The 26,344-nt window shown below is 73.5% G+C and carries 25 protein-coding genes; 12 read left to right on the forward strand and 13 right to left on the reverse strand.

Features of this window, described 5'->3' with window-relative positions; genetic code table 11:
* Positions 1-42: 42 nt before the first annotated feature.
* The 3 genes from I4I81_RS08955 to shbA form a co-directional block, all read right to left on the reverse strand.
* Positions 43-339: a hypothetical protein gene (locus I4I81_RS08955; protein WP_218605144.1), complete on the reverse strand. Its 297-nt coding sequence runs from the start codon at positions 337-339 to the stop codon at positions 43-45.
* A gap of 70 nt (positions 340-409) precedes the next feature.
* A complete protein-coding gene (locus I4I81_RS08960) occupies positions 410-829 on the reverse strand; it encodes a DUF948 domain-containing protein (RefSeq protein WP_218605143.1) in 420 nt (139 codons plus the stop codon).
* 134 nt (positions 830-963) lie between these two features.
* On the reverse strand, positions 964-1,659 hold the full coding sequence (gene shbA, locus I4I81_RS08965) for an RNA polymerase sigma factor ShbA (protein ID WP_218615955.1): 696 nt from the start codon (positions 1,657-1,659) through the stop codon (positions 964-966).
* A 313-nt stretch (positions 1,660-1,972) separates the two neighbouring features.
* Here shbA and I4I81_RS08970 point away from each other — a divergent pair, with 313 nt between their 5' ends.
* Positions 1,973-2,665 carry a TetR family transcriptional regulator gene (locus I4I81_RS08970; protein WP_218605643.1) on the forward strand — a complete coding sequence of 231 codons (693 nt, stop codon included), beginning with the start codon at positions 1,973-1,975 and terminating at the stop codon, positions 2,663-2,665.
* 132 nt (positions 2,666-2,797) lie between these two features.
* A complete protein-coding gene (locus I4I81_RS08975) occupies positions 2,798-3,892 on the forward strand; it encodes a DNRLRE domain-containing protein (protein WP_218605644.1) in 1,095 nt (364 codons plus the stop codon).
* Here the strand turns inward: I4I81_RS08975 and rocD are convergent.
* From rocD to I4I81_RS08990, 3 genes are all read right to left on the reverse strand, one after another.
* Positions 3,879-5,108, reverse strand: coding sequence for an ornithine--oxo-acid transaminase (rocD, locus tag I4I81_RS08980; protein ID WP_218605646.1), 1,230 nt, complete (start codon positions 5,106-5,108; stop codon positions 3,879-3,881). The two genes, I4I81_RS08975 and rocD, sit on opposite strands and share 14 nt — an antisense overlap.
* Positions 5,109-5,119: 11 nt before the next feature.
* Positions 5,120-5,893, reverse strand: a complete 774-nt coding sequence (ddaH, locus tag I4I81_RS08985; protein WP_218616546.1) for a dimethylargininase — start codon at positions 5,891-5,893, stop codon at positions 5,120-5,122.
* A 225-nt stretch (positions 5,894-6,118) separates the two neighbouring features.
* A complete protein-coding gene (locus tag I4I81_RS08990) occupies positions 6,119-6,598 on the reverse strand; it encodes an Lrp/AsnC family transcriptional regulator (protein WP_218605603.1) in 480 nt (159 codons plus the stop codon).
* Between I4I81_RS08990 and I4I81_RS08995 the strand changes: the two genes are divergently transcribed.
* Both I4I81_RS08995 and I4I81_RS09000 read left to right on the forward strand, forming a co-directional pair.
* Complete coding sequence (locus tag I4I81_RS08995; RefSeq protein WP_443690155.1) at positions 6,597-7,817, forward strand: arginine deiminase; 1,221 nt, start codon at positions 6,597-6,599, stop codon at positions 7,815-7,817. The two genes, I4I81_RS08990 and I4I81_RS08995, sit on opposite strands and share 2 nt — an antisense overlap.
* A gap of 66 nt (positions 7,818-7,883) precedes the next feature.
* Complete coding sequence (locus I4I81_RS09000) at positions 7,884-8,918, forward strand: glycoside hydrolase family 183 protein (RefSeq protein ID WP_218605601.1); 1,035 nt, start codon at positions 7,884-7,886, stop codon at positions 8,916-8,918.
* A gap of 64 nt (positions 8,919-8,982) precedes the next feature.
* Here I4I81_RS09000 and I4I81_RS09005 read toward each other — a convergent pair whose 3' ends face one another.
* Positions 8,983-10,314: a replication-associated recombination protein A gene (locus I4I81_RS09005; protein WP_225925251.1), complete on the reverse strand. Its 1,332-nt coding sequence runs from the start codon at positions 10,312-10,314 to the stop codon at positions 8,983-8,985.
* 426 nt (positions 10,315-10,740) lie between these two features.
* Positions 10,741-10,944: a hypothetical protein gene (locus I4I81_RS09010; protein ID WP_218605600.1), complete on the reverse strand. Its 204-nt coding sequence runs from the start codon at positions 10,942-10,944 to the stop codon at positions 10,741-10,743.
* 195 nt (positions 10,945-11,139) lie between these two features.
* Between I4I81_RS09010 and I4I81_RS09015 the strand changes: the two genes are divergently transcribed.
* The 4 genes from I4I81_RS09015 to I4I81_RS09030 all read left to right on the forward strand — a co-directional run bounded on the left by I4I81_RS09015 (position 11,140) and on the right by I4I81_RS09030 (position 14,212).
* Positions 11,140-12,288 carry an aminotransferase-like domain-containing protein gene (locus I4I81_RS09015; protein WP_226363842.1) on the forward strand — a complete coding sequence of 383 codons (1,149 nt, stop codon included), beginning with the start codon at positions 11,140-11,142 and terminating at the stop codon, positions 12,286-12,288.
* 9 nt (positions 12,289-12,297) lie between these two features.
* Complete coding sequence (locus I4I81_RS09020) at positions 12,298-12,789, forward strand: Lrp/AsnC family transcriptional regulator (RefSeq protein ID WP_218605854.1); 492 nt, start codon at positions 12,298-12,300, stop codon at positions 12,787-12,789.
* Positions 12,786-13,940, forward strand: a complete 1,155-nt coding sequence (locus I4I81_RS09025) for an aminotransferase class I/II-fold pyridoxal phosphate-dependent enzyme (protein ID WP_218605853.1) — start codon at positions 12,786-12,788, stop codon at positions 13,938-13,940. The genes I4I81_RS09020 and I4I81_RS09025 overlap by 4 nt, the downstream gene beginning before the upstream one ends.
* A gap of 74 nt (positions 13,941-14,014) precedes the next feature.
* Entirely contained in the window at positions 14,015-14,212 is a 198-nt protein-coding gene (locus I4I81_RS09030; protein ID WP_218605852.1) for a hypothetical protein, read from the forward strand.
* Positions 14,213-14,259: 47 nt separating this feature from the next.
* Here the strand turns inward: I4I81_RS09030 and I4I81_RS09035 are convergent, their stop codons facing one another.
* Positions 14,260-15,309 carry a LacI family DNA-binding transcriptional regulator gene (locus tag I4I81_RS09035; RefSeq protein ID WP_218605851.1) on the reverse strand — a complete coding sequence of 350 codons (1,050 nt, stop codon included), beginning with the start codon at positions 15,307-15,309 and terminating at the stop codon, positions 14,260-14,262.
* A 384-nt stretch (positions 15,310-15,693) separates the two neighbouring features.
* Between I4I81_RS09035 and I4I81_RS09040 the strand changes: the two genes are divergently transcribed.
* Genes I4I81_RS09040 through I4I81_RS09055 form a run of 4 tightly spaced genes read left to right on the forward strand, consistent with a single transcriptional unit; the run spans position 15,694 to position 20,032 of the window.
* On the forward strand, positions 15,694-16,989 hold the full coding sequence (locus tag I4I81_RS09040) for an extracellular solute-binding protein (protein ID WP_225924525.1): 1,296 nt from the start codon (positions 15,694-15,696) through the stop codon (positions 16,987-16,989).
* Positions 16,986-17,948: a carbohydrate ABC transporter permease gene (locus tag I4I81_RS09045; protein ID WP_226363843.1), complete on the forward strand. Its 963-nt coding sequence runs from the start codon at positions 16,986-16,988 to the stop codon at positions 17,946-17,948. The genes I4I81_RS09040 and I4I81_RS09045 overlap by 4 nt, the downstream gene beginning before the upstream one ends.
* Positions 17,949-18,782: a carbohydrate ABC transporter permease gene (locus tag I4I81_RS09050; protein ID WP_218602496.1), complete on the forward strand. Its 834-nt coding sequence runs from the start codon at positions 17,949-17,951 to the stop codon at positions 18,780-18,782.
* A gap of 8 nt (positions 18,783-18,790) precedes the next feature.
* Positions 18,791-20,032 (forward strand): ABC transporter ATP-binding protein, encoded by a 1,242-nt coding sequence (locus I4I81_RS09055; RefSeq protein WP_218602495.1) that lies wholly within the window; start codon positions 18,791-18,793, stop codon positions 20,030-20,032.
* Between the two features lie 50 nt (positions 20,033-20,082).
* On the opposite strand, the gene I4I81_RS09060 is transcribed toward I4I81_RS09055, so the two are convergent.
* The 4 genes from I4I81_RS09060 to I4I81_RS09075 form a co-directional block, all read right to left on the reverse strand.
* A complete protein-coding gene (locus I4I81_RS09060; RefSeq protein ID WP_218602494.1) occupies positions 20,083-21,276 on the reverse strand; it encodes a hypothetical protein in 1,194 nt (397 codons plus the stop codon).
* 43 nt (positions 21,277-21,319) lie between these two features.
* Positions 21,320-22,261, reverse strand: coding sequence for a DUF389 domain-containing protein (locus I4I81_RS09065; RefSeq protein WP_218602493.1), 942 nt, complete (start codon positions 22,259-22,261; stop codon positions 21,320-21,322).
* 6 nt (positions 22,262-22,267) lie between these two features.
* Entirely contained in the window at positions 22,268-24,067 is a 1,800-nt protein-coding gene (gene aspS, locus I4I81_RS09070; RefSeq protein ID WP_218602492.1) for an aspartate--tRNA ligase, read from the reverse strand.
* 152 nt (positions 24,068-24,219) lie between these two features.
* Positions 24,220-26,262, reverse strand: a complete 2,043-nt coding sequence (locus tag I4I81_RS09075) for an intein-containing Rv2578c family radical SAM protein (RefSeq protein WP_218602491.1) — start codon at positions 26,260-26,262, stop codon at positions 24,220-24,222.
* Positions 26,263-26,344 lie beyond the last annotated feature (82 nt).

The raw sequence follows: 26,344 nt of genomic DNA on the forward strand, positions 1-26,344 counted from the left end.
GCTCTCTACCGAGGAGGAATGGGGCGGAGCGGCAGGGAGGGACTAGTTCCCTGCCCGCGGCGCTCGCGCAGGAGCGGGCTCGGCGAGCGCCTCGGCGTAGGTGGGGACGTGCCCACCGGTACGGCGCTCGACCAGCTCGGTCAGCTCGCGCTCGCGGGCGTCCATGCCGGCGCGGACCTCGGCGCCGAACGCACCCAGGCCGGCCCCGAGCTCGCGCAGGCCGTCGGCGATGTTCCCACCGATGCCCGACGGCGTGACGGCGTGCGCGGCCCGGGTGGCACGACGGGTCACGTAGGAACCGGCGACCGCGCCGACCCCGACCCAGAACAACCGCTTCATCGCACGGCCTCGCTGCGCCCGGCCGGTGAAGCGGCACGGCGCTGCGCCGACGATCCGCTCGCGAGCTCGCTCATGACTTCTTCCCCTTGCGACGCAGCCGACCCGGGCGGGTCTGCAACGAGTGTGCGCCGGCGTCGCGCCCGGCACGACGGGCCTTCACCGCCTTGTTCAGCCCGTAGGAGAACGCGGCCGCCCGGACCAGCGGGCCGCCCATCGTGGCGGTGAACAGCGACGTGAGCACCGAGACGTTGCTGGTGACGGTGCGCGCGCTCGAGGTGATGCCGTCCACCCGCTCCAGCTGCGTGTTCACCTGGTGCAGCGTGGTCTGGGCGTTGTCGAGCAGCGGCGCGCTGCCCTCGTGTGCCTTGCGGATGGCGACGGTCGCCTCGTCGAGGGTGCGACCCAGCTTGAGCAGCGGGACCGCCAGCAGCAGCACGAGGACGACGAACGCCCCCGCGGCGATGAGCGCGGCGATCTGACCAGCCGACACGAGGCCTCCTCGAACCGTTCGACGACAGAGTGTGATCGCCGGTCAGGCTACCGCGCGGGAGATGGCCCGCCACCTGGGGTCGCTCCCCCGCCCGCCCCGGTGATGATCCACCGGGGCGGGCGGCGGGCGGGTGCTCAGAGGGCGTCGAGGGGCGAGCGCGGGGCGGGGACCACCAGGTCGGCGGCGCCGGGGCCGAGCGCGGCGCGCAGGCGGTTCAGCGCGCGGTGCTGGGTGACGCGCACCGCGCCGGGTGTGGAGGAGACCGCGGCGGCGGTCTCCTCCGCACTGAGCCCCACCGCGATGCGCAGCACGAGGACCTCCCGCTGGCGCGGGGTGAGGATGTGCAGCAGCTCGCCGAGCCGCTCACTGAGCTCGCACTCGAGCAGCCGGTGCTCGGGGCCGTCGTCGGACACGGGGGCGTCGGGCAGCTCGGGGACGGGCTCGGTGCGGTTGCGGCCGATGACCCGGAACGCGTCGGTCACCTTGTGTGCGGCGATCCCGTAGACGAAGGCCCGGAACGACAGCCCACGCATCTTGTACGCGGGCAGCGCGCTGACCACGGCGAGGCAGACCTCCTGGGCGACGTCGTCGGCCGAACCCGTGACGCTCTCCTGCCGGCCGAGCCGTCCGCGGCAGTAGCGGAGCACGAACGGGTGAATCTCGGCGAGAAGTCGGTCACGTGCCCGGTCCTCCCCCGCGACGGCCGCGGCGACCATCGACTCCAGGGTGGACTCCGGGGCCGCCGGCTCCCGGTCGGCGTACTCCTCGACGACCCCGGTGCGGCCGGCGGTCTCGACGGCGACCGGCTCCAGCACCGTCGCGGCCGTCATCGGACGAACTCGTTCATGCGGGTTCCCCTCCCAGGTCGGCGTCCCGGATCAGCACTGCGGCGCCGACGTCGTGCGGACTGCTGCCACGCCCCGGGGGCCCCGGGAGCGACAGTCGTACTGCCCTGCAGTCGGAGAGACCCGTTGTCCGCGAGATACGCGAGCGTCCCCCGACGCTCCCGGATCGTGACCCTCCCGAACCCGCTCCGCTGTGCCCTGCGGAGCGAACTCGTTCACCGTTCAAGTACGCATTTTGGGTGACTCTCCAAGTTGGAGTCAAGAGCACTTCAGCCCGAAGTTGGTTACTCTGCGTTCAATGTCCTCTGCCGACGAACCCCGAGCGGCCGATCCACGGGCCCGGGCCGCCCAGACGAAGCGCGACCGCACACGGCGCGCGCTGCTCGATGCTGCCGACGCGACGTTCGGTTCACGGGGGTGGGCGCGTACCCGGATCGAGGACATCGCGGCCGCGGCCGGGGTCTCCGCCGCCACCGCGTACAACCACTTCCCGTCCAAGCACTCGCTGATCGGACACGTCTACGCGCCGCTGGTGCGGCCGCTGTTCGTGCAGGCCGAACGCGACGTGGCGGCCGGACGTGCGGCGGTCGCGGCCCTGGAGGACCAGGTCAGAGCCCTGGCCCGGATGACCTCGCGACACCGCGAGCTCAGCGCGTCGTTCTTCTCCGCGGTGCAGGACTACACGATCCGCGTCGAGGGCCCCGCCGATCCGGCCGACGAGATCGACCCCCGCCTGCTCGCCCCGGTCCCCGACTCGATCCGGCTGCTGATCGAGCACGGGCAGCGCACCGGGGAGCTGCGGTCCTACCCGGTCGCGGCCGACATCAGCGCCCTGCTCGTCAACACCCTGCTGACGCGCACGATGAACCGACCCGACGAGCCGGCGGACTCCCGGGCCGAGCTGTTGCTGACCGTGCTGTTCGGAACCCTGCGGCCCGAACTCCTCGTGAAAGGCCCTGCCGACGATCGCCCGTTCCGCCGCAGATCCTGAGCCGGACGGTGGTACCGCTCGGCGATCCGTCGGTCACCGGGCACCCCGAACGGATGGACGGCGTCACCGTTGTGGGTGCGATGCACCCGTTGATCTTGTCGGCTCTGCGTCACACCACGTCTGATCACGATCATGAAGACGTACGCGGCACGCACCGCGGTCCTCCTCGGTGTCGCGCTCGCACTGGCCGTTCCCGGAACCGCCGGAGCCGACGAACCGGACACACCCGAGACCCGTACCGAGACCAGCACGACCGTGGCCCGCGTCGACGGCTCCCGCGCGGTCACCCTCTTCGCCGGGCCGGTGCAACTGCGCCGCGGGGCCGAGTGGGTACCCGTCGACCTGACTTTCGGATCGGGTCCGGACGGAGTCATCCGGCCGGCCGCCGCCCTCCACGACCTGACGCTCACCCCGACCGGCCCGGTCGTGCGGTGGACCGGCGGCGGGTCGGCCGCGCTCGCCCCGGTCGGGCCGGACCCGCTGCCCGCGCCCGCCCTCGCCGGGAACCGCGCCACCTACCCCCAGGTGGCCCCCGGGTACGACCTCGTCGTCGAGGCGACCCGCACCGGCTTCGCCGCGTCGATCCGGCGTGCCGGCACCGCGGTCGGCCCGGCCCCGGTGCTCGCGCTGACCACGACCGCCCCGGGCACCGAACGCGTCGTGGAGGGGGCCGCCACCGAGTCCGCCGTCAGCCGCGTCGTCGCGTCCGCCCCGGTGTCCGGCGCGACCCCGGCACCGTTCGACACCACCGTGCAGTCGACGATCCTGCGCAGCGACGCCTCCGGTGACCCGGATCTGCGACTGGGCAGCTACGACGGCGTAGCGGTCGCGCGCAGCTTCCTGTCCTGGGACCTGGCCGAGGTGGCCGGCCGCCCGATCGGCACGGCCGTGCTGCGGGTGCACCAGGACTGGTCCTCGTCGTGCGCCCCGGCGGCGTGGGAGGTCTGGTCCGCCCCGGCCGTCGGACCCGCGACGCGCTTCGCGAACCAGCCCGCCGCCGAGCGGCTGTGGTCGACCAGCACCGAGACCCGCGGCAACGCCCCGGCCTGCGCCGCGGGCTGGACGCAGGTGGACGTCACCGAGCTGGTGCGGGCCTGGTCCGCGGCGGGCGTGCCGACCGGGACCATGATGCTGCGCGCCGCCGACGAGGCCTCGCCGCAGGGCTGGAAGCGGCTCGGGTCGGCGGAGAGCCCGAACGTGCCGAACCTGGAGATCACGCTGGGCTGAGCACGTCCCGCAGGGCGTCGACGGCCACCCGGACCTCCTCGGAGGTGATCACCAGCGGGGGCGAGAACCGGATCGTCGCGCCGTGGGTGTCCTTGACCAGGACCCCGCGGCGGGCGAGTGCCTCGCTCACCGCGCGGCCGGTGCCGATCCGCGGGTCGACGTCGACGCCGGCCCACAACCCGACCCCGCGTACCGCGGTGACCCCGTGCCCGACCAGCTCACCGAGCCGGGCGTGCAGCTCCGCACCCCGCGCGGTGGCCCGGGCCGGCATCCCGTCCGGGCCGGTGTCGGCGAGCAGGTCGAGCACCGCGAGGCCGACGGCGCAGGCCAGCGGGTTGCCGCCGAACGTGCTCCCGTGCTGGCCGGGGCGCAGGACGCCGAGCACGTCCCGGTCGGCGACCACGGCCGAGAGCGCCATGATCCCGCCGCCGAGGGCCTTGCCGAGCAGGTAGACGTCGGCGTCGACGCCCGCGGCGCGCGTCGCCAGGACGTGCCCGGTGCGACCCAGCCCGGACTGCACCTCGTCGGCGACGAACAGCACCCGGTGCGCGGTGCACACCTCGCGGACCGCGGCGAGGTACCCCGGCGGCGGTACGACGACCCCGGCCTCGCCCTGGACGGGCTCGATCAGCACGGCGACGGTGTCGGGCGTGATCGCGGCGCGGAGGGCCTCGGCGTCGCCGTAGGGCACCACGTCGAAGCCCGGGGTGAACGGGCCGAAGCCCCCGCGGGCGTCGGGATCGGTGGAGAAGCCGACGATCGTGGTCGTGCGGCCGTGGAACCCGCCGTCGGCCACGACGATCCGGGCGCGGTCCTCCGGCACGCCCTTGACCTCGTAGCCCCACTTGCGCGCGACCTTGATCCCGCTCTCGACGGCCTCGGCGCCGGTGTTCATCGGCAGGACCATCTCCTTGCCCAGCAGGGTCGCGAGGCCCGCGCAGAACGGGCCGATGCGGTCGCTGCCGAACGCGCGGCTGGTCAGCGTCACGCGGTCGAGCTGGGCGTGCGCGGCGGCGAGCAACGCGGGATGTCCGTGGCCGAAGTTGAGCGCGGAGTAGCCGGCGAGGCAGTCGAGGTACCGGTCGCCCTCGACGTCGGTGACCCAGGAGCCCTGCGCGTGCGCCACCACGACCGGCAGCGGGTGGTAGTTGTGCGCGGAGTGCTCGTCCATCAGGCGCTCGTGGAACGCGGTGGCGGACTCCTCGGTGATTGCCATCTCGGCGGCGGTCACGGTCGTACCTCCAGGGTGCAGCACTTGGGTCCGCCGCCGCCCAGGAGCAGCTCGGACAGGTCGACGGGGACGGGCACGAAGCCGCGGTCGGCGATCGCGGCCGCGAGCCGCGGGGCCTGCGCGGGGAGCACGACGTGGCGGCCGTCGCTCACCGCGTTGAGGCCGAGCACGGCGGCGTCGGCCACGTCGGCGACGACGGCGTCGGGGAACCGCGCGCGCAGCACGGCCTGCGCGGCCGGGGTGAACGCCGAGGGGAGCCAGGCGATCGTGGCGTCGTCGAGGGCGGCGACCGCGGTGTCGAGGTGGTAGTAGCGGGGGTCGACCAGGTCCAGGGTCAGCACCTCGCGGCCGAGCACGCGCGCGACCTCCGCGTGGGCGCGGGGGTCGGTGCGGAACCCGGTGCCGGCGAGCACCACGTCGCCGACGACGAGCAGGTCGCCCTCCCCCTCGTTGACGAACTCCGGCTCGGTGGTCGGGAACCCCGCCGCCCGGAACCAGGCGGTGTGCGCGGCGGCCTCGGCGGCCCGCTCGGGATGGCGGAACCGCGCGCCGAGCACCCGCCCGCCGACGACGGTGGCGCCGTTGGCGGCGAACACCATGTCGGGCAGGCCGGGGACGGGGTCGAGCAGGTCGACGACGTGGCCGAGGTCGAGGTAGGTGCGTCGCAGGTCCTCCCACTGCCGCACCGCGCGGGCGGTGTCGACGGGCAGGTCGGGGCGCATCCACGGGTTGATGGCGTAGGTCACGGCGAAGTGGTCGGGCCGGCACATCAGGTAGTGGCGGGGCCGGGCGACGCGGTCGCCGACGGGATCGGGGCGGGACAGGACGCTGGTCACGAACACGCTCCACGGATGCGGCGGGACGGCCGCGACGGCGGGGCCGGGACACCTCAACGGTAGGAACGCCCGGTGCGCGGGACAACCGCGATCCGCGGCCTGACGACGCACGGAACCCGCGTGGATCCGGGCGTCGACGCACGGAACCCGCGCGACCGGTCAGACCGGCGGATGGGGCGCGGCCGGGCGGCGGATCAGCGGGCTGAGCACGAGCACGCTCTTGGTCCGCGCCACGAACGGCTCCGCCCCGATCTGCTCCAGCACCTTCTCGAAGTGCCGGATGTCGGCGGCGAGGATGCGCAGCACCGCGTCGGCCTCCCCGGAGACGGTGCTCGCGTCGACGACCTCGGGGAACCGCTCCACCGCGGCCCGGATCGTCGCGGGCGGGGTGCGCATGCGGCAGTGCAGCTCGACGTAGCCCTCGATCGTCCAGCCGAGCGCTCCGGGGTCGAGCCGCACGGTGAACCCGGTGATCGCCCCCCCGGTGCGCAGCCGGTCGACCCGCCGCTTCACCGCCGACGCCGACAGCCCCACCCGCGTGCCGAGGTCGGCGTAGCTGCGCCGGGCGTCGTCGACCAGGAGGGCGATGATCTGCTCGTCGAGCCGGTCGAGGTCCACGGGTGCCACGATGTCACGCATGTACCGAGTGGACTCCGAGGTCGGCAGGCTGCGCCAGGTCATCCTGCACCGCCCCGGCCTGGAGCTGAAACGCCTGACGCCCGGCAACAAGGACCGCCTGCTCTTCGACGACGTGCTGTGGGTGCAGCGCGCGCAGGAGGAGCACGACCGGTTCGCGGAGGTGCTCGGCTCCCGCGGCGTGTCCGTCCACCTCTTCGGCGAGCTGCTCCGCTCGACCGTCGAGATCCCCGAGGCGCACGCCTACGTCCTGGACCGGATCTTCGACGAGCGCGTCTACGGCCCGATGGCGATCGACGCACTGCGCAACTGCTTCGACGCGATGGACCTCGACACCCTCACCGAGCACCTGATCGGCGGGATCACCAAGCGCGAGGTCCTCGCCCGGATCCCGGAGCCGCGCTCGGTCGCCTTCCACGTCCTCGAACCCGACGACTTCGTCCTCGAACCCCTGCCCAACCACCTCTACACCCGCGACACGTCGGCATGGATCGGCGGCGGCGTGTCGATCAACAGCATGCGCAAGCAGGCCCGCATCCGCGAGACCGTGCACTACGAGGCGGTCTACCGCTGGCACCCGCTGTTCGCCGACGCCGGGTTCCGGATCTGGTCGGCGGGCTCGGAGAACGGCGTCGCCACCACCGAGGGCGGCGACATGCTCGTGCTCGGCGGCGGCGCCGTGCTCGTCGGGATGAGCGAGCGGACGACCGCGGCGGGCGTCGAGCGGCTGGCGCGGGCGCTGTTCGCGGGCGGCGACGTCGACCGGATCGTCGCGCTGCGGATGCCCGAGACCCGCGCGCTCATGCACCTCGACACCGTGATGACGATGGTCGACCCGGAGACGTTCACGAAGTACGCGGGGCTGGGGATGCTGCCCGCGTACACCGTGCGCCCCGGCGACAACGAGAAGGAACTGCACGTCACCGACCACTCCCCCGACGGCATGCACGCCGCGATCGCCGAGGTGCTGGGGCTGCCGGAGATCCGCGTGCTGACCGCGGAGCAGGACGTGCACGCGGCCGAGCGGGAGCAGTGGGACGACGGCTGCAACGTCCTCGCCGTCTCGCCCGGGGTGGTGCTCACCTACGAGCGCAACGTCACGACCAACACGTTCCTGCGCCGCCACGGCATCGAGGTCCTCGACATCCCCGGCGGCGAGCTCGGGCGCGGCCGCGGGGGGCCCCGTTGCATGAGCTGCCCGATCGAGCGCGACCCGGCCTGAGTGTCGCGACTCGCGGGCGGGGATCTCGCGACTCGCGTGGGTGGGGGGCGTGGCAGGCTCGGCCGCATGAGCGCGGCGAGCGACGGCCCGGTGACCCGGGCACCGGCGTACAAGGTCACCGACCTCACCGGACCCGGCCACACCGACGCGTTCGGCATCGGTGGCACCGACCTCGGCGCCACCACGACGGCCCCGGACGGGCGGCTGGTGTCGGTCTTCGGCGACACCTTCGCCTCCCCCCGCGCGGGCGGCCGCGGCTGGCGCTCGCCCGTCGTGCTGTTCGGGGACCCGGCGTCGGTCCCGACCGGGCTGCGCTGGACCGGCAGCGCCGGCCGCGGGCCGCGGGCCCGGCAGGTGGTGCGCTACGTCCACCAGGTGCCGCGCTGGTTCGCCCGCCGCCCCCGCCGCGTCACCACCGTGCTGCCGACCGACGTCATCACGATCGGCGACACGATGTACCTGCACGTCATGGTGTGCCGGGAGCTGGGCCACGTGCACTGGACGGAGATCCACTCCTCGCGCGACCAGGGCGTCACCTGGCGTCCCACCGGTGTGCGGTGGCCGGGTGGGCACCTCGACGGCATGTTCCAGATGCTCACCTGGGAGCTCGGCGACGACGGGTTCGTCCACGCCTTCACCACCGGCTTCCAGCGCGACAAGGGGCTCGTGCTGCACCGGGTGCCCGCCGACCGGATCACCACGCCCGGGGCCTGGGAGAGCTGGGGCTTCTCCCCCGACGACGGCTGGGCGTGGGGCCGCCCGCCGACGGTCGCCCTGCCCGGGGCGTACGGGGAGCTCTCGCTCCGCCGGGTCGAGGACCGCTGGCTGCTCTCCGTCTTCGACGCCGGCAACTACCGCATGGACGTCCTCGACCTCGCCTCCCCGCTCGAGGACCTGCACACCGCCCGGCGCGTCACCGTGCTCGACGGCTGCGCGTGGGAGCACGAGGACCACGCCGCCGGCCGCGTCGCCCAGCTCTACGGCGGCTACGTGCTCCCCGGCTCCCGCCTCGACGACCTGCACCTGGTCGTGAGCCAGTGGAACACCGCGCTGGGCTGGCCGTACCGGGCGATGCAGTTCCGCACCGACCTCAGCACCTGAGCCCCGCGCACCTCCCGGCGCCCCGCGCACGTCCGGACGTGCGCGAACGGCGGGAAGGTGCGCGTCAGCGGCCCCGGACGGCGCGGCGCAGCTTGGCCAGCCGCTCGGACAGGGTGCGCTCGCCGCCGTGCGGGGTGGGCCGGTAGTAGTCCGTCCCGACCAGCGCGTCGGGCGGGTACTGCTGGGCGAGCACGCCGTCGGGGTGGTTGTGCGGGTAGCGGTAGCCGACGGCGTTGCCGAGCTTCTGCGCCCCCGCGTAGTGCCCGTCGCGCAGGTGCGGCGGCACCGCTCCGACGGCGCCGGCCCGGACCTCGGCCATCGCCTCGTCGATGCCGACGATCACCGCGTTCGACTTCGGCGCCGTCGCCAGGTGCACCGTGGCCTGCGCGAGCGCGAGCCGGGCCTCCGGCATGCCGATGAGCTGCACGACCTGAGCGGCGGCGACGGCGGCCTGCAGCGCGGTGGGGTCGGCGAGGCCGATGTCCTCGCTCGCGTGCACCATCAGCCGCCGCGCGATGAACCGGGCGTCCTCCCCCGCGACGATCATGCGGGCGAGGTAGTGCAGCGCGGCGTCGGGGTCGGAGCCGCGGATGGACTTGATGAACGCGCTGATGACGTCGTAGTGCTGGTCGCCCTGGCGGTCGTAGCGGACGGTCGCCTCGGTGACCGCGCGCTCGACCGCGGGCACGTCGATCACGGTGGCCCCGGTGCCGAGCACCCCGTCGGCACTGGCCTCCAGCGCGGTGAGCGCGCGCCGGGCGTCACCCGCGGCGAGCCGGACGAGCGCGTCCTCGGCGTCGGCCGCCAGCTCCACCGCGGCAGCCAGGCCCCGCGGGTCGGCGACGGCCCGGCGCAGCAGCGCCCGCACGTCGTCCTCGGTGAGCGACTGCAGCTGCAGCACCAGCGAGCGCGACAGCAGCGGCGAGACGACCGAGAACGACGGGTTCTCCGTGGTGGCCGCGACGAGCAGGACCAACCGGTCCTCGACCGCACCGAGCAGGGCGTCCTGCTGGGTCTTGGAGAAGCGGTGGACCTCGTCGATGAACAGGACGGTCTGCTGGTCGTGGTGGTCGCGGCGGCGCCTGGCGTCGGCGATCACCTCGCGCAGCTCCTTGACGCCGCTCGACAGCGCCGACAGGGCGACGAAGTGCCGGGACCCGACACCCGCCAGCAACCGCGCGATGGTGGTCTTCCCGGTGCCGGGCGGGCCGTGGAGCAGCACCGACGCCGCCGCCCCGCCCTCGACGAGCCGCCGCAGCGGGGCGCCCGGCGCGAGCAGGTGGGCCTGCCCGACGACCTCGTCCAGGGTGCGCGGGCGCATCCGGGCGGCGAGCGGGGCGGTGGCCCGCGCGCGCTCCGGAACGGCCTCGGGGGCCGGCTCGTCGAGCTCGAACAGCCCGTCCGCGTCGGTGGTCACGGCGCCACCCTGCCACCGGCGCGCCGGACGTCCCGAACGGCCCGTGGCTGTCGGGGTCCCATGGCACCATGACGACGTCGAAGGGAGAGCGCGCTGACAGCCACCTGGCCGAGCCACCTGCTGACGCTCCAGGAACGGGAGGCTCTTCCCGAGGACGAGGCCTTCCGGCTGGAGTTGGTCGACGGAGTGACGTGCTGCTCGCAGTCGAGATCCCGTCGGACGGTACGCGCAAGGTCGACCGCATCCTCGAGTTCGCCGGGTACCCGGAGGCCGGGATCGGCCGGTACTGGATGCTCGACATCGACGGCCCCGTCTCCCCGACCACGTACGCCCTGATCGACGGGCACTACGAGCTGTCCGGGGAGCACACCGGCGCCGCCACGCTCGACGTCGCGGGCCACCCCGTCACCCTCGATCTGGACGCTCTCGTCCGGCGTCGAGGTTTCGTCTCCGCCGGTGGCCGTCGAACAGCTCGAACGCACCGATCACGGCCGGCAGGATCCCGGGCGTTCTCCCCTCGAACCACAGGGACCGCAGCTCCGGGAACACCAGGGCGAGCACCAGACCCGCCCCCAGGAGCACCACTCCGAGCACCGCCTTCGCCGTCATGCCCCGACGCCAGGACCGCCGCCGGCGGACCGCATCGGTCGAAGGAGGTGGATCTGCGTTCCATCTGTCGGGAAACCGGTTCCGTATCCCGGGACCGCCCGGCATCATCGGAGGTGGCCCGCCACCCCGGACCGCACCCCCGCCCTGTCGATCCAGGACGCCCCACCCCGTCCAGATCGACCCTGCGAGGTCCCCGTGCCCCTGTCCACCGCCGCCCGCTCCGTCCGCGGCTCCGCCATCCGCGACCTGCTCGCCCTCACCTCCCGCCCGGAGGTGATCAGCCTGGCCGGAGGCCTGCCCGCCGCCGACCTGATGCCGCGCGAGCGGATCGCCGCCGCCGCCGCGGCCGCGCTCGCGCACCCCGCGTCGATCCAGTACGGCGAGACGGCCGGGCTCCCCGCGCTGCGCGTCGTCCTCGCCGCCCACGAGACCGCCCGCTGCCGCCGCGAGATCACCGACGTCGTCGTGACCACCGGGTCGCAGCAGGCGCTCGATCTCGTCGCCCGCGCGGTGCTCGACCCCGGCGACGCGGTGGTGGTCGAGGACCCGGCCTACGTCGGCGCGCTGCAGGTGTTCCAGGCCGCGGGGGCCGCGCTGCACCCGGTCCCGCTCGACGGCGACGGCCTGCGGGTCGACGTGCTGGAGGACCACCTGCGCGACGGGCTGCGGCCGCGGCTCGTGCACACCGTCTCGACCTTCCACAACCCGCGCGGGGTCACCCTCTCCCCGCAGCGGCGGGTGCGGCTCGCCGGACTGGCGGAGCGGTACGGGTTCACCGTCGTCGAGGACGACCCGTACGGCCTGCTCGCCTTCGACGGCGCACCCCCGCTCCCGGTCGCCGCGCACTCCGATCGTGTGGTCCGGCTGGGCAGCGCGTCGAAGGTGCTGGCGCCGGCCCTGCGCGTCGGGTGGCTCAGCGGGCCGCCCGGGCTGCTCGCCGCCGTCGAGCTCCTCAAGCAGTGCACCGACCTGTGCACGTCGTCGCTGACGCAGGCGATCGCGGCCGACCTGCTCGCCGACACCGCCTTCCTCGACGCCCACCTGAGCGGCGTCCGCGCCGCCACCGCGAGCCGGGCGCACGCCTTCACCACGGCCGTGGCGCGGCACCTGCCCGGCGTCACCTGCTCGGCCCCGACGGGCGGGATGTTCTGCTGGCTGGAGCTCCCCGGCGTCGACACCACCGCACTGCTCCCCCGTGCGCTGGAGCACGGGGTCGGATTCGTGCCGGGCGGCGCGTTCGCGGTGGAGGCACCACAGCCGCACGCGATCCGCTGCTGCTACGCCTCGCACCCCGAACCGGTGATCCACGAGGCGGTGCGCAGGCTCGCGCGCGCTGCGACGTAGGGTCGCCGGGTGCGCCAGATCCTCGAACTGCTGGAGCGCGACGCCCAGCTCTCCCACGACACCCTCGCCACGATGACCGGCATCCCCGTCGCCGACGTCAGCGCTGCGGTCACGGCCTGGGAGGCGTCCGGCGCGATCCGCCGCTACAAGGCCGTCGTCGACTGGGACGCCGTCGACGGCGACTCCACCGCCGAGACCGTCACCGCGTTCATCGACGTCTCCCTCGCCCCGGCCCGCGGCGTCGGCTTCGACGACGTGGCCGAGCGGATCGCCCGGTTCCCCGAGGTCCGCAGCGTGTACCTGGTCTCCGGCAGCCAGGACCTGCGCTGCACCGTCGAGGGCCGCACGATCCGCGCGGTGTCGGACTTCGTGTCCCAGAAGCTCTCCACGATCGACCGCGTCCGCGCCACGGCCACGCACTTCGTGCTCAAGACCTACAAGCGCGACGGCGACTCGTTCGCCACGCCGGACGCCGACCACCGCCTGCCGGTCACGCCGTGAAGCCGCTCAACTCCGTCATCGCGGCCTGCCCGCCCTCGGGCATCCGGCGGTTCTTCGACATCGCCGCCGAGATGGACGACGTGATCTCCCTCGGGGTCGGCGAGCCCGACTTCGTGACGCCGTGGCGCATCCGCGAGGCCGGCATCTACGCCCTCGAGCACGGCTACACCACCTACACCTCCAACGCGGGCCTGCCGAGGCTGCGCGAGCTGATCTGCGACGACCTCGCCACCCGCTACGGCGCCTCCTACGACCCGCGCGACGAGTGCCTGATCACCACCGGTGTCTCCGAGGGCCTCGACCTGGTGCTGCGGGTGCTGCTCAACCCCGGCGACGAGGTGATCGTCCCGGAGCCCTGCTACGTGGCCTACGAGCCGTGCGTCGGGTTCGCCGGCGGCACGCCGGTGCGGGTGCCGACCCGCGCCGAGGACGACTTCGCGATCGACGCCGACGTCGTCGCCGCGGCGATCACCCCGCGCACCAAGGCCATCCTGATCGGCTCCCCCGCCAACCCGACGGGTGCGGTGCAGCCCCGCGCGGCCCTGGAGGCGCTGGTCCGGCTCGCCGAGGAGCACGACCTCTACCTGATCTCCGACGAGATCTACGACCGCCTCACCTACGACGGCACGCACACCTGCCTCGGCGCGCTGCCCGGCGCCCGCGAGCGCACCGTGCTGCTGGGCGGCTTCTCCAAGGCCCACGCGATGACGGGCTGGCGGGTCGGCTGGATCTGCGCGCCGCAGGCCGTCGCGGAGCTGTGCGTGCGCGTGCACCAGTACACGATGCTGTGCGCGCCGCACGTCTCCCAGCTCGCCGCGGTGGAGGCGCTGACCGGGCCCGACGACGACGTCGACGCGATGGTCGCCGACTACGACCGCCGCCGCCGCGTGTTCGTCAAGGGCCTGCGCGAGATCGGGCTGGACTGCCCGGAGCCGGGTGGGGCGTTCTACGCGTTCCCCTCGATCCGGTCCTCCGGGCTCGACAGCGAGACCTTCGCCGAGCGGCTGCTGCACGCGGAGAGCGTCGCGGTCGTGCCGGGCAACGTGTTCGGGCCCTCCGGCGAGGGCCACATCCGCTGCTCCTACGCCACCGCGCTGCCTCAGCTGGAGGAGGCGCTGGTGCGCATCGACAGGTTCCTGCACTCCCTGTAGTAGGACGTCCACGCACCGTGGAGTTAGCGCCGGGTTCACGGGGCGGCAAAGCGGGTGCGTCAGGCTCTACCGGCATGGACACCTGCCCGCTCTGCGCCCTCCCGCACACCCCCGGCGACCTGACGTGGAGCAGCCAGCACGAGCCGGACGGCACCGTCGTCTGGATCTGCCCGACCTGCACCCGCGCCCAGCTCTGGCTCATCGAAGCCGGAATGACGATCGCGACGCCCCGGGCCCCCGCCGCCCCGGAACCGGTGCGCCGCGCCGCCTGACCCGCACCCGCCCGGGACGGACCGTCACCCGGCGCGCGGGGGCGCGGTCACCCGTCGCGCGGGGGCGCGGTCACCCCGTCGCGCGGGGGCGCGGTGCTGCGGCGGACCACGAGCTGCGTGGGCAGCGTGACACCCCCGGGAGCACGTGCCCCCGGTACGTCCGCCCCGGGGGCATCGGCCAGGGCCGCGAGCACCATCCGCGCCGCCACCTCGCCCTGCTCCCGCGCGGGCTGCCGCACGGTGGTGAGGTCGGTCAGGTCGGCCAGCGGATGGTCGTCGATCCCGATCACCGACAGGTCCTCCGGGACCCGCAGCCCGGCCCGGCGCAGCGTCCGCACCGCGCCCAGGGCCACCTCGTCGGAGTGCGCGTAGACCGCCGTCGGCGGTTCGCGGAGCCCGAGCAGCCGCGCCATCCCCTCGGCGCCCCCGGCACCGCCCCAGTCGACGACCGCCACCAGGTCCTCGTCGTAGGGGATGCCCGCGTCGGCCAGTGAGTCGCGGTAGGCGACCGAGCGGGCGTCCGGGTACCCGTCGCTCTGCGGGTCGGTCGCGGCGATCATGCCGATCCGGCGGTGCCCCAGGTGCACCAGGTGGTCGACGGCCTGGCGTCCCGCGACGTGGTCGTCGACCCCGACGAAGGGGTGCCCCGCCACCTGCCCGACCGCCGCCACGATCGTGACGCCCATGAGCTCGAGGCGCTCCCGCTCCCGGGCGTCGACCGGGAGGCCCAGCACCACCAGCGCATCGACCTTGCGGCGGGCCGGAAGGGTATCGAAGAAGGCGCGCCGGTCGGCGGCGTCACCGACGCGGTAGAGCAGCAGGTCGATGCGCTCGTGACGCAGCACCGACTCGATGCCCTCCAGCACCGCCCCGAAGAACCAGCGCGACAGGTGCGGCAGGACGACGCCGACCCGGCCGGTGGTCCCCCGCGCCAGACCGGCGGCATCCGGGGAGGCCACGAAGGCCAGCTCCTCGGCCGCCGCACGCACCCGCGCACGGGTCGCGACCGCGACGTGGGGTCGGTCGCTCAACGCCCGCGACGCCGTGGCCGGGGAGACCCCGGCCCGGCGCGCCACGTCAGCGAGGGTGACGCTCATCGCACCAGCCTAGGTCACCGGAAGGGCTTCCGGAGCACTTACGCACTCTTGACAGCACGTACGCGGGTCGTCCAGAGTGCTAGAACTGGAAGCGCTTCCAAGGGGGGCCTGTGACCGAGTCGTCGGGCTCCCGGGGGTGCTCCGTGGCGGTCCGTGAGGTATACCCGCGCGGCCCCGCCGCCGTCAACCGGGGCGGCGCGCCCCGCCGCCGCCCGCCCGGCCCTGCTCCCCCGGGCGCGGTCGACACCCGCCCACCCACGCCGGCCCCCGGCGTGCCGCCCGCCCCGGGTCGCCGATCCGGCCCGGTGGGCCGAGGCCACTGACCGCCGGCTCGTGCGGCGCAGACGTCCCGATGAAGGCAGTTCGATCCCACGGAGGAGCAGCATGCGTCAACGACGACGGCGGCGCCTGGGCACCGCGGCGGTGGCCGCGCTCGCCCTGTGCGGCCTGGCCGGGTGCGGGGTCTCCGATCCCGGACCACCCACCCTGACCTGGTACATCAACCCCGACTCCGGCGGACAGGCCGAGATCGCCGCCGCCTGCACCGCGGCGGCGAACGGCGCCTACGACATCGAGGTCTCCACCCTGCCCCGCGAGTCCTCCGAGCAGCGCCAGCAGCTCGTGCGCCGCCTCGCGGCGGGCGACTCCTCGATCGACATCATGAGCCTCGACCCGCCCTACATCCCGGAGTTCGCACAGGCCGGCTTCCTCGCCCCCGTGCCCGCCGAGGTCGGGGCGCGCGCGATCGACGGCGTCGCGCAGAGCGCGATCGACGGTGCGACGTGGAACGACCAGCTGGTCACCATCCCGTTCTGGGCCAACACCCAGCTCCTCTGGTACAAGAAGTCGGTCGCCGAGGCCGCCGGGCTGGACATGACCCAGCCGGTCACCTGGGACCAGCTCGTCGCCGCCGCCCAGGCCCAGGACACCCAGATCGCGGCGCAGGGCCGCCGCGCCGAGTCGCTCGTCGTGTGGTTCAACGCGCTGATCCAGTCGGCGGGCGGCGAGGTCATCACGCAGACCGCCGACCGGCCCGAGGACATCCAGCTCGGTCTGGACAGCCCGCAGTCCCAGCGCGCCTCCGCCGTCATGAGCGAGATCGCGAACAGCGGCGTGGTCGGCCCGGCGTTCACCACCGCGGGTGAGGACGAGAGCGTCGCGTCCTTCGAGAACGGCGCCGCCGGGTTCATGGTCAACTGGCCGTTCGTCTGGGGCCGCGCGAAGAGCGGCGTCGAGGGCGGCACGCTAGACCAGTCCGTGGTCGACGACTACGGCTGGGCCGTCTACCCCGAGGTCGACCCGGGTACGCCCAGCGCCCCGCCCTACGGCGGGATCAACCTCGGCGTCGGCGCGTCCAGCCGCTACCCGGACCTCGCGTACCAGGCCACCGAGTGCATCACCTCCGACGAGAACCAGAAGGCGTACTTCATCTCCGACGGCAACCCCGCGGCCAGCCTCGCGGTGTTCGAGGACCCGGAGGTCATCGCGGAGTTCCCCATGGCCCCGGTGATCGCCCAGTCCCTGCAGCAGGCGAAGCCCCGCCCGCAGACCGCGTACTACAGCGAGGTCTCCGGCAGCCTGCAGCGCGAGTACCACCCGCCGACCGCGGTGTCGCCCGCGACCGGGCCCGACGCCGCCGCCCTGATCCGCGCCGTCCTGTCCGGGGAGGAACTGCTGTGACCACGACCGCGCCCCCGTCCACCGGGTCGGCCACGGCCGCGCCGGCACCGGCCCGGCACACCAGCGACCGCGTCCGCGCCGAGCGGCGCCTGGGCTGGATGCTCGCCGGTCCGGCGTTCGCGGTGATGCTGCTCGTCACCGCGTACCCGATCTTCCAGGCGATCTACGACTCGCTGTTCTCCTACCGGCTCACCGACCCGGGCAACCGCTCGTTCGTCGGGCTGGGCAACTACTGGGTCGTCCTCACCGACGCCCTGTGGTGGCAGTCCTTCGGCGTGACCGCGTTCATCACGGTCGTCACCGTCGCGGTGGAACTGGTGCTGGGCTTCGCGCTCGCGCTGGTGATGCTCAAGGCGCTCAAGGGCCTGCGCCCGATCCTGCGGGCCGCGATCCTGCTGCCCTACGCGATCATCACCGTCGTCTCGGCGTTCGCGTGGCAGTTCGCGTTCGACCTGACGTCGGGCTTCGTCAACAGCTGGTTCGCGTGGCTGCCGGGCATCTCGGCGGAGACCGACTGGTTCGGCCAGACCGGCACGTCGCTCCTGGTGATCTGCCTGGCCGAGATCTGGAAGACCACCCCGTTCATCTCGCTGCTGCTGCTCGCGGGTCTGGCCCAGGTGCCCGACGTGCTGCAGGAGGCCGCGCAGGTCGACGGCGCCACCTGGTGGCAGCGGATGCGCAAGGTGACCATCCCGAACATGAAGGCCGCGATCATGGTGGCCCTGCTGTTCCGCACGCTCGACGCGTTCCGCGTGTTCGACAGCGTCTTCATCATGACGGCGGGCGCCAACGGCACCGAGACGGTGTCGTTCCTGGCCTACCGCCAGACGATCGCCCGGCTCGAGATCGGCCTGGGGTCGGCGGTGTCGGTTCTGCTCTTCCTGTCCGTGGTGCTCATCGCGTTCGGATTCATCAAGGGGTTCAAGGTCGACCTGGCCCAGGCCCGAGGGGAGAAGTAGATGTCCACGCGCGAACGCACCTGGTGGATCGTCGCCGGCATCGGGATCATCCTCTACGCCCTGTTCCCGATCGCCTGGATCGTGTCGCTGTCGTTCAAATCGGCCTCCGACATCTCCAACGGGCAGTTCCTGCCCACCGTCTTCACCTGGGAGAACTACTCGCTGATCCTCACCGGGGACGCCAGTGAGCTGTTCCTGCCCGCCCTGCTCAACTCCTTCGGCATCTGCCTGATCGCCACGGCGCTGTCGTGCCTGCTCGCGATGTTCGCGGCGTACGCCATCGCCCGGCTCGACTTCCCCGGCAAGAAGATCATCCTGTCCACGGCCCTCGCGGTGGCGATCTTCCCGGTGATCTCGATCGTCACGCCGCTGTTCAACCTGTGGCGCCAGATCGGGCTCTACGACACCTGGCCCGGCCTGATCATCCCGTACCTGTCGCTGACGCTGCCGATCTCGATCTGGACCATGTCGGCGTTCTTCCGGGAGATCCCGTGGGAGATGGAGCAGGCCGCGCAGGTCGACGGCGCCACCACCTGGCAGGCGTTCCGCAAGGTCATCGTGCCGCTCGCCGCCCCCGGCGTGTTCACCACGGCGATCATCGCGTTCTTCCTGGCCTGGAACGACTTCGTGTACGGGATCTCGCTGACCTCGACCTCGGCGGCCCGCCCCGTGCCGGCCGCGCTCGGCCTGTTCTCCGGCGCATCGCAGTTCGAGGACCCGACGGGCGGCATCGCCGCGGCCGCCGTGGTCGTCACCATCCCGGTGATCATCCTCGTCCTGTTCTTCCAGCGGCGCATCGTCGCCGGTCTCACCAACGGCGCGGTCAAGGGTTAGGAGAAGTCATGGCTTCGATCGAGATGCGCAACATCGTCAAGAAGTACGGCGACGGCTTCCCCGCCGTCAACGACGTCAGCCTGGACATCGCCGACGGCGAGTTCATGATCCTGGTCGGCCCGTCCGGCTGCGGGAAGTCCACGCTGCTGCGGATGATCGTCGGCCTGGAGGACATCACCACCGGCGACATGATCATCGGCGGTACGCGCGTCAACGACAAGGCGCCGCGCGACCGCAACCTGTCGATGGTGTTCCAGAACTACGCCCTCTACCCGCACCTGTCGGTCTACGAGAACATCGCGTTCCCGCTGCGCCTGCAGAACGTCCCCGACGACGAGGTCCGCAGGCGCGTCACCGAGGCGGCCGACGTCCTGGAGCTCCACGAGCACCTGGAGCGCAAGCCGGCGAACCTCTCCGGTGGGCAGCGCCAGCGCGTCGCGATGGGGCGGGCGATCGTCCGCTCCGCCGACGCGTTCCTGTTCGACGAGCCGCTGTCGAACCTCGACGCCAAGCTCCGCGGGCAGATGCGCACGGAGATCGCGCGCCTGCAGCGACGCCTGGGCATCACCACGGTCTACGTCACCCACGACCAGACCGAGGCCATGACGCTGGGCGACCGCGTCTGCGTGCTGCGCAAGGGCCTCATCCAGCAGGTCGCCTCGCCGCGGGAGCTCTACGAACAGCCCGTCAACCTGTTCGTGGCCGGGTTCATCGGGTCCCCCCCGATGAACTTCCTGCCCGCGACGGTCTCGGGCAGCAGCCTGGACACCCCGTTCGGGCCGATCCAGCTCGACGAGCGGCGCGCGAAGGCCGTCGAGGGCAAGGAGCTGGTGCTCGTCGGCATCCGCCCGGAGTACTTCGAGGACGCCTCGCTGGTCGACGAGGCGAAGCGCCCGCTGGGGTCGGTGTTCACCGCGCGCGTCGACGTCACGGAGTGGCTCGGCGACTCGCAGTACGCCTACATCCCCTACGACGCGCCCGAGGACGTCACGCTGCAGCTCAAGGAGCTCTCGCGCGAGCTCGACTCCGACCAGCTGCGGACCCAGGCGATCGTGTCGATCGACGCGACCAGCCGCATCCGCGAGGGGCGCGACGCGGAGTTCTGGCTCGACAGCCGCAAGGTGCACGTCTTCGACCCGGAGACCGGTGACAACCTCACCCGCGACGCCGACGCGGGGGCCGAGCTGACCCGCCTGGCCGCCGAGGACCGGGTGGAGCAGGTCGAGCACGCACGGCAGGCCGCCGGCTGACCGGACGGACGGTGCGCGGCGGCGGGCCCTCCCGGCCGCCGCGCACCCCGCTAGGCCACCGAGCGGAACGCCGGGTACACCGGCAGCGTCGACGGGGCGTCGGTGTGCCGGTCGCGCAGCACGTCGGCGACGGCGACACCCAGCCCGGCACTGGCGGGCCGTCCGGCTGCGGCAGCGGACACCGCCATCTCCCGCCAGTAGTGCGCGAGGACGGTGCTGACCCGCGGGGTGCGGGTCGGGTCGGCGCCCAGTGGCACGTCGCGGCTGCGGATCCGCGGCAGCAGCCACCACGTGCACAACCACACCCACAGCAGCTGCGCGTCGAGCAGCCGGTGCTCGAGCAACTCGGGGTCGTCGAGGTCGGGCCAGATGTCGGCGATCTCGTTGTGCCAGGCCTCCAGCATCACCGCGGCCGTGCCGGACGGCAGCGCGAAGCTCGCCTCGCACGCCGGGAACGGCACGCGGAAGTACGCGGCGTCCAGGGCGACGTCACGGAAGCACCCGCCCTCGAAGTCGACGAACCGCACACCGCGGCTGGTGACGAGGTTGTTGTCCGGGCAGGTGTCCGATGCGCTGAACGCGCGGTAGCGGGTGCCGCCGAGCAGCCGCGCGGTGTCCTGCGCCTCGCGGTGCGCCGCGGCGGGCACCGCGATGCCGAGCTCGTCGGTCAGCATCGCGGAGACCCCGGCGAGGGCCGCGCGCGCGTCGTCGATCACGGGGTCGCGTGACGTCCGCTCCCCCATCCGACGCAGCAGCGCGCCGAAGTCGTTCTCACGCCCGGCCGTGGCCGCCTGCATCCGGCCCAGCCCGCGCGCCCAGCCCAGCAGGCAGCGCTGCGCGGCGGCGGGATCGGGACCGAACAGGGCGTCGGCGAGGGTGGAGCCGCGGCCGAGGTCCTCCAGGACGAGCAGCCGCGCGACGGGGTCGTGGGCGATCAGCACCGGGCTCGCGCGGGCCTCGCTGGGCAGCGCGGTGAACAGCTGGCAGCTCGCGACCTCGTGGTGGAACGGGTCGGGCATCCCCGGTTCCGGGTCGGCCAGGTAGTGCTTGACGACGAGCGTGCGCGGCAACGAGAACGGGTTGCGCGCGACCCGGGCGCGGGCGACGACCGAGCGGTCGCTGCCGCCCAGATCCTCCGGGTCGGCGAGAACGACGGAAGCACCCGCCCTGCGGGTGAGCAGGCGTTCGGCGGCAGCCAGCGCGACGAGCACCGGCCTGGGGAAACTGCCCAGGTCGCTTACCATCGCCCGGGACCCTACCCGCTCGCCCGCCGGGCGGCCGAAGGCGTCAGCCGGTGGACAGCCGCCGCGTCCCGCGCCGCCGTGCCGCGGACGTGCGCGAGGCCAGGAGCACCGCGATGGCGGCCAGCACGATCCCGACGATGTTGACGACCAGCTGCAGGGCCGAGCCCGCGGCTTCGGCGAACCGGCCCTCCACCAGCGCGACGCTCGCGAACGCCGCCGCGGGCACGGTCGTGACCGAGATGAACACCCCGACCAGCGACGCCGACTTCGCCGAGGTCAGGGCGAGCATGCCGGCCGCCCCGGCCAGCAGCGCGACGATGAGGGAGAACCAGCCGACCTGGTAGATGAAGTCGACCTGGTCCAGCGCGTCGAGGGTGGTGGCGTCGAGCAGCCCGACGTAGTCGAACAGGACGGTGGCGACGGCGGTGACGGCCATCGCGAGCGGGAAGCCGACGGCCAGCGCCAGTGCGCCCCGGCGCACGAGATCACGGCGGCGCAGCACGATCCCGACCGCCACGGCGGCCAGCGGCCCGAACTCCGGGCCGAGCACCATCGCGCCGACGACCGTGACCGGCGAGTTGGTGATCGCGCCGATCGCGGCGAGCAGGCAGGCGACGGTGAGGAACGCCTGGAAGCTCACCGACAGCCGCGAGTCCTCGCCGGTGCGGGCCACCACCTCGTCCCAGATGACGGCGTCCTGCGGGTCGCCGGGCACCACCTCCTCGGCGGTGTCGGCCGCGTCGGACAGTGTGGTGTCGATCGTCTCCAGCGTGACGCCACCGACGCGGTCGACACCGAGCGCGCACAGGCCGTCGAGCACGGCGTCGACGGCCTCGCGGGTGACGTCGGCCTCGACGACGTCACCGGCCGGCTGGACCGCCGCTCCCGTCAGCACCGTGAGGTGCGTGGCGCCGGGCTCGGCGAGCAGCAGGTCCCGGACGGCGGCCGTCGTCTCCACCGGGGAGATGACCCGCAGGTGCTGCACCGCGGGTCAGCTCGGTTCGGCGGGCGCGGCCGGGGCGGCCTTGGCCGCGGGCCTGGCGTCCACCCCTGCCTCCTTGCGCTGCTCGGGGGTGATCGGGGCGGGCGCCGCGGTGAGCGGGTCGTAGCCGCCACCGGTCTTCGGGAACGCGATGACCTCGCGGATCGAGTCGACGCCCGCGAGCAGCGCCGTGATCCGGTCCCAGCCGAACGCGATGCCGCCGTGCGGGGGCGGGCCGAACGCGAACGCGTCGAGCAGGAAGCCGAACTTCTCCTGCGCCTCCTCCGCGCCGAGGCCCATGATCTCGAAGACGCGCTTCTGGACGTCGGCACGGTGGATTCGGATCGACCCGCCGCCGATCTCGTTGCCGTTGCAGACGATGTCGTAGGCGTAGGCGAGCGCGTTGCCCGGGTCGGACTCGAACGTGTCGATCCAGTCGGCGTTCGGCGAGGTGAACGCGTGGTGCAGCGCGGTCCACTGACCGCTGCCGACGGCGACGTCGTCGGTCTCGGCGGTGGACTCGAACATCGGGGCGTCGACGATCCAGACGAACGACCACGCCGACTCGTCGATCTGGCCGGTGCGGCGCGCGATCTCCCCGCGGGCCGCGCCGAGCAGCGCGCGGGCGTCCTTCGGGGTGCCGGCGGCGAAGAAGATGCAGTCGCCCGGCTGAGCGCCGACGGCCTTCGCGAGCCCCTCGCGTTCGGCCTCGGACAGGTTCTTGACGACCGGGCCGCGCTCGTCGACCGAGCCGTCCTCACCGATGAGCACGTAGGCGAGACCGCGGGCGCCGCGCTGCTTGGCCCACTCCTGCCAGGCGTCGAGCGCGCGGCGGGCCTGCGATCCCCCGCCGGTCATCACGACGGCACCGACGTAGGGGTTCTGGAAGACGCGGAACTGCGTCTCGGAGAAGTACTCCGTCATGTCGGTGAGCTCGATGCCGAACCGCAGGTCGGGCTTGTCGGACCCGTACCGGCGCATCGACTCCTCGTAGGTCATCCGCGGGATCGGGAGCGGGACCTCGTAGCCGATCAGGCTCCACAGCGCGGCGAGGATGGCCTCGGCGAGTTCCAGCACGTCGTCCTGCTCGACGAAGCTCATCTCGATGTCGAGCTGGGTGAACTCGGGCTGGCGGTCGGCGCGGAAGTCCTCGTCGCGGTAGCAGCGGGCGATCTGGTAGTACCGCTCCATCCCGCCGACCATGAGCAGCTGCTTGAACAGCTGCGGGCTCTGCGGCAGGGCGTACCAGCTCCCCGGGCGCAGACGGGCCGGCACGAGGAAGTCGCGGGCCCCCTCGGGCGTCGACCGGGTGAGCGTGGGGGTCTCGATCTCGACGAAGTCGCGCTCGTCGAGCACGCCGCGGGCGGCCTTGTTGACCGCGCTGCGCAGGCGCAGGGCCGCTGCGGGGCCGCTGCGGCGCAGATCGAGGTAGCGGTGCTTGAGGCGGATCTCCTCGCCGACCTCGCCGTGCTCGTCGACCGGGAACGGCAGCGGGGCCGACTCCGACAGCACCGTGAACCCGGTGACGGTGATCTCGACGGCGCCCGTGGGCAGCTCCGGGTTCTCGTTGCCCGCGGGACGGGCGACGACCTCGCCGGTGATCTGCACACAGAACTCCGAGCGCAGCCGGTGCGCCCGCTCGGCCATCTCGCCCTCACGGAACACGACCTGCGCCGACCCGGAGGCGTCGCGGAGGTCGACGAAGATCACTCCGCCGTGATCACGGCGGCGCGCCACCCAGCCGGCGAGGGTCACGGACTGTCCGGCGTGCTCGGCACGCAACGTACCGGCGGGGTGGGATCGCATCACGGCGACGAGGCTATCCGGCACCCCCCGGCACCCGGCCAGCAGGTTTCCCTACGCCCGGTCACGACCCGGACCCGGCCCGTCGCGCGGGCGCAGCCGGATCCCGACCCGGCCACCACCTGCCGGTCGTGCGGGTGGCTCGCCACGGCAGGCTGTCACAGCAGGGTCAGCTGCTCAGCCTCCGCGGCGTGCACGGCGGCCCGCTCCGACTCGACCGGACCGGGCGCACCCCGCACCACCCCCTGCGACGCCGCGAGACCGTGGCGGCGCAGCAGCGGCACGACGCGGGCGCCCAGCGCCCGCCGGTACTCCGCGTCGACGTAGGCGCCGCGGCGGTAGAGCCGGGCGTAGGGCTCGACGAGTCGCGGGTACTCCCGCGCCAGCCAGGCCAGGAACCAGTCACGGGTGCCCGGACGCAGGTGCAGGGCCATGACGCTCACCCCGGTGGCGCCGGCCGCGGCGATGCGGCCGAACAGGGCGTCGAGGGCGTCGTCGGAGTCGGTGAGCAGCGGCAGCACCGGTGCGACCATGACCCCGCAGCCCATCCCGGCGTCGGCGATGCGGCGGACCAGGTCGAGACGGGCCCCGGGCGACGGCGTGCCGGGTTCGAGCCGGGTCTGCAGACCGCGGTCGAGCAGGGCGATCGAGACGCCGAGCCCGACCGGGACGTCGCGGGCAGCGGCCGCCAGCCGGGGCAGGTCGCGGGTGAGCACCGTGCCCTTCGTCAGCAACGAGAACGGGGTGCCCGACCGCGCCAGCGCGTCGATCACGCCCGGCATCAGCCGGTAGCGCCCTTCTGCGCGCTGGTAGGGGTCGGTGTTGGTGCCCATCGCGACCGGTTCACGGGCCCAGCTCGGGCGGCGCAGCTCACGGTCGAGCACCCGGGCGACGTTGACCTTGACGACGATCTGGGAGTCGAAATCGGCTCCCGGGTCGAGATCGAGGTAGGTGTGGGTGCCGCGGGCGAAGCAGTTGTGGCTGACGACGCCCTCGGCCACGAAGTCGCCCGTGCCGGTGGTGATGTCGTACATGGCCACGGTGCGGCCGGTGGGCTCCACCGCGACGACCTCCGCGGCCACCCCGACCGGCGCGCCGGACAGGTCCCGGCGCCGTCCCACGGCGGGCCCGGTGAGCTGCAGGAACCGCACGTAGGCCGCCGTGCCGCCGGTGAGCCGGACGATCCGTTCGCCGCGGTCGGGGGTCTCCATCACGAAGCCGAACCCCATCCGGTGCAGCGCCCCGGCGACCCGCCCGACCACCTCCTCGTCGGCGTGCCGCACCCGCAGCTCGCCGTGTGCGACGGCACCCCGGGCGTCGACGACCCCGGCCAGGAAGCCGGCGCACCAGTCGTCGCCCGGGCTCTCCGGCCAGCGGACGACCTCGGCGACCGGTGCGATCCCGGCGCCCGGCCGGGCGGGGCGGGGCACCGGCGGCGCGATGCGGCCGTCGACCGCTCCCCCGACGGCGACCGGCACCGGGACCTCCCGGCCGATCTCCGCGAGGTAGTGGTGCGCCCGACCGAGGGCCTCCAGCTCCAGGTGGGCCGAGGGGAAGCAGCGGTCGGGCTCGGCCGGGGTGGGACCGTCGGCGCGGACCAGCCCGGACAGGTAGCCCCGCCGGTAACCGGGCGTCGGTGCCGCGGTGCGCCCGGCGAACGGGCCGGGGCCGAGCAGCGCGCTCCCGGCGCGGAGACGCGGGCGGCGCCCGGACCGGCACCAGCCGCCGGTGACGTGGCGCCAGCCGGAGTCGGTGAGGAAGCGGTGCTCCCCGCTCGCGACGATCTCGGTGCCGCCGGACAGGCGCAGGCGCACCGATGGCTTGACCGTGGACCAGTGCGCCCGGACGGTCGTGCGGACGTAGCGCCGGCATCCGTCCACCTGCTCCGTGCCGACCACGGCGTCGCCGACACGCAGGTCGGCGATCGGGCGCGTGGAGCCGTCGGCCATGAGCACCCGGGTGGGCCCGGCGAGGCAGTAGACGCAGGCGTGGGAGCAGCCGCGGTACGGGTTGACCGTCCAGCGGAACGGAACCGGCGATGTGCCGGGCACGCGGTTGAGCGCGGAGCGCGCCTCCACCTCGTGGAACACCGCGCCGGCGAACTCCGGCGTGCGCACCGAGCGCAACAGGCCGCGCAGGCCCGGCAGAGCCGCCTCCGCACCGACGCCCTCGTCCAGGACCTGCTGCCCGCTCCACCGCATGGCGTCATTCGAACACACGTTCGAACTCGCGGCAAGCGGGTTCTCCTCCAGCGGTTGTCGGTGCCGTGGGGCACTCTGCCCC

Origin of the sequence: Pseudonocardia abyssalis, from assembly GCF_019263705.2 — a bacterium.
GTDB classification, from domain to species: domain Bacteria; phylum Actinomycetota; class Actinomycetes; order Mycobacteriales; family Pseudonocardiaceae; genus Pseudonocardia; species Pseudonocardia abyssalis.

Bases quoted from the DNA above. Each gene is read 5' to 3' on its own strand.
- I4I81_RS08955 (WP_218605144.1), bottom strand. From the start codon at position 339: ATGAAGCGGTTGTTCTGGGTCGGGGTCGGCGCGGTCGCCGGTTCCTAC.
- shbA (WP_218615955.1), bottom strand. From the start codon at position 1,659: ATGACGGCCGCGACGGTGCTGGAGCCGGTCGCCGTCGAGACCGCCGGC.
- I4I81_RS08970 (WP_218605643.1), top strand. From the start codon at position 1,973: ATGTCCTCTGCCGACGAACCCCGAGCGGCCGATCCACGGGCCCGGGCC.
- I4I81_RS08975 (WP_218605644.1), top strand. From the start codon at position 2,798: ATGAAGACGTACGCGGCACGCACCGCGGTCCTCCTCGGTGTCGCGCTC.
- rocD (WP_218605646.1), bottom strand. From the start codon at position 5,108: ATGGCAATCACCGAGGAGTCCGCCACCGCGTTCCACGAGCGCCTGATG.
- ddaH (WP_218616546.1), bottom strand. From the start codon at position 5,893: ATGTGCCGGCCCGACCACTTCGCCGTGACCTACGCCATCAACCCGTGG.
- I4I81_RS08995 (WP_443690155.1), top strand. From the start codon at position 6,597: ATGTACCGAGTGGACTCCGAGGTCGGCAGGCTGCGCCAGGTCATCCTG.
- I4I81_RS08990 (WP_218605603.1), bottom strand. From the start codon at position 6,598: ATGCGTGACATCGTGGCACCCGTGGACCTCGACCGGCTCGACGAGCAG.
- I4I81_RS09000 (WP_218605601.1), top strand. From the start codon at position 7,884: ATGAGCGCGGCGAGCGACGGCCCGGTGACCCGGGCACCGGCGTACAAG.
- I4I81_RS09010 (WP_218605600.1), bottom strand. From the start codon at position 10,944: ATGACGGCGAAGGCGGTGCTCGGAGTGGTGCTCCTGGGGGCGGGTCTG.
- I4I81_RS09030 (WP_218605852.1), top strand. From the start codon at position 14,015: ATGGACACCTGCCCGCTCTGCGCCCTCCCGCACACCCCCGGCGACCTG.
- I4I81_RS09035 (WP_218605851.1), bottom strand. From the start codon at position 15,309: ATGAGCGTCACCCTCGCTGACGTGGCGCGCCGGGCCGGGGTCTCCCCG.
- I4I81_RS09040 (WP_225924525.1), top strand. From the start codon at position 15,694: ATGCGTCAACGACGACGGCGGCGCCTGGGCACCGCGGCGGTGGCCGCG.
- I4I81_RS09050 (WP_218602496.1), top strand. From the start codon at position 17,949: ATGTCCACGCGCGAACGCACCTGGTGGATCGTCGCCGGCATCGGGATC.
- I4I81_RS09055 (WP_218602495.1), top strand. From the start codon at position 18,791: ATGGCTTCGATCGAGATGCGCAACATCGTCAAGAAGTACGGCGACGGC.
- I4I81_RS09060 (WP_218602494.1), bottom strand. From the start codon at position 21,276: ATGGTAAGCGACCTGGGCAGTTTCCCCAGGCCGGTGCTCGTCGCGCTG.
- I4I81_RS09075 (WP_218602491.1), bottom strand. From the start codon at position 26,262: ATGCGGTGGAGCGGGCAGCAGGTCCTGGACGAGGGCGTCGGTGCGGAG.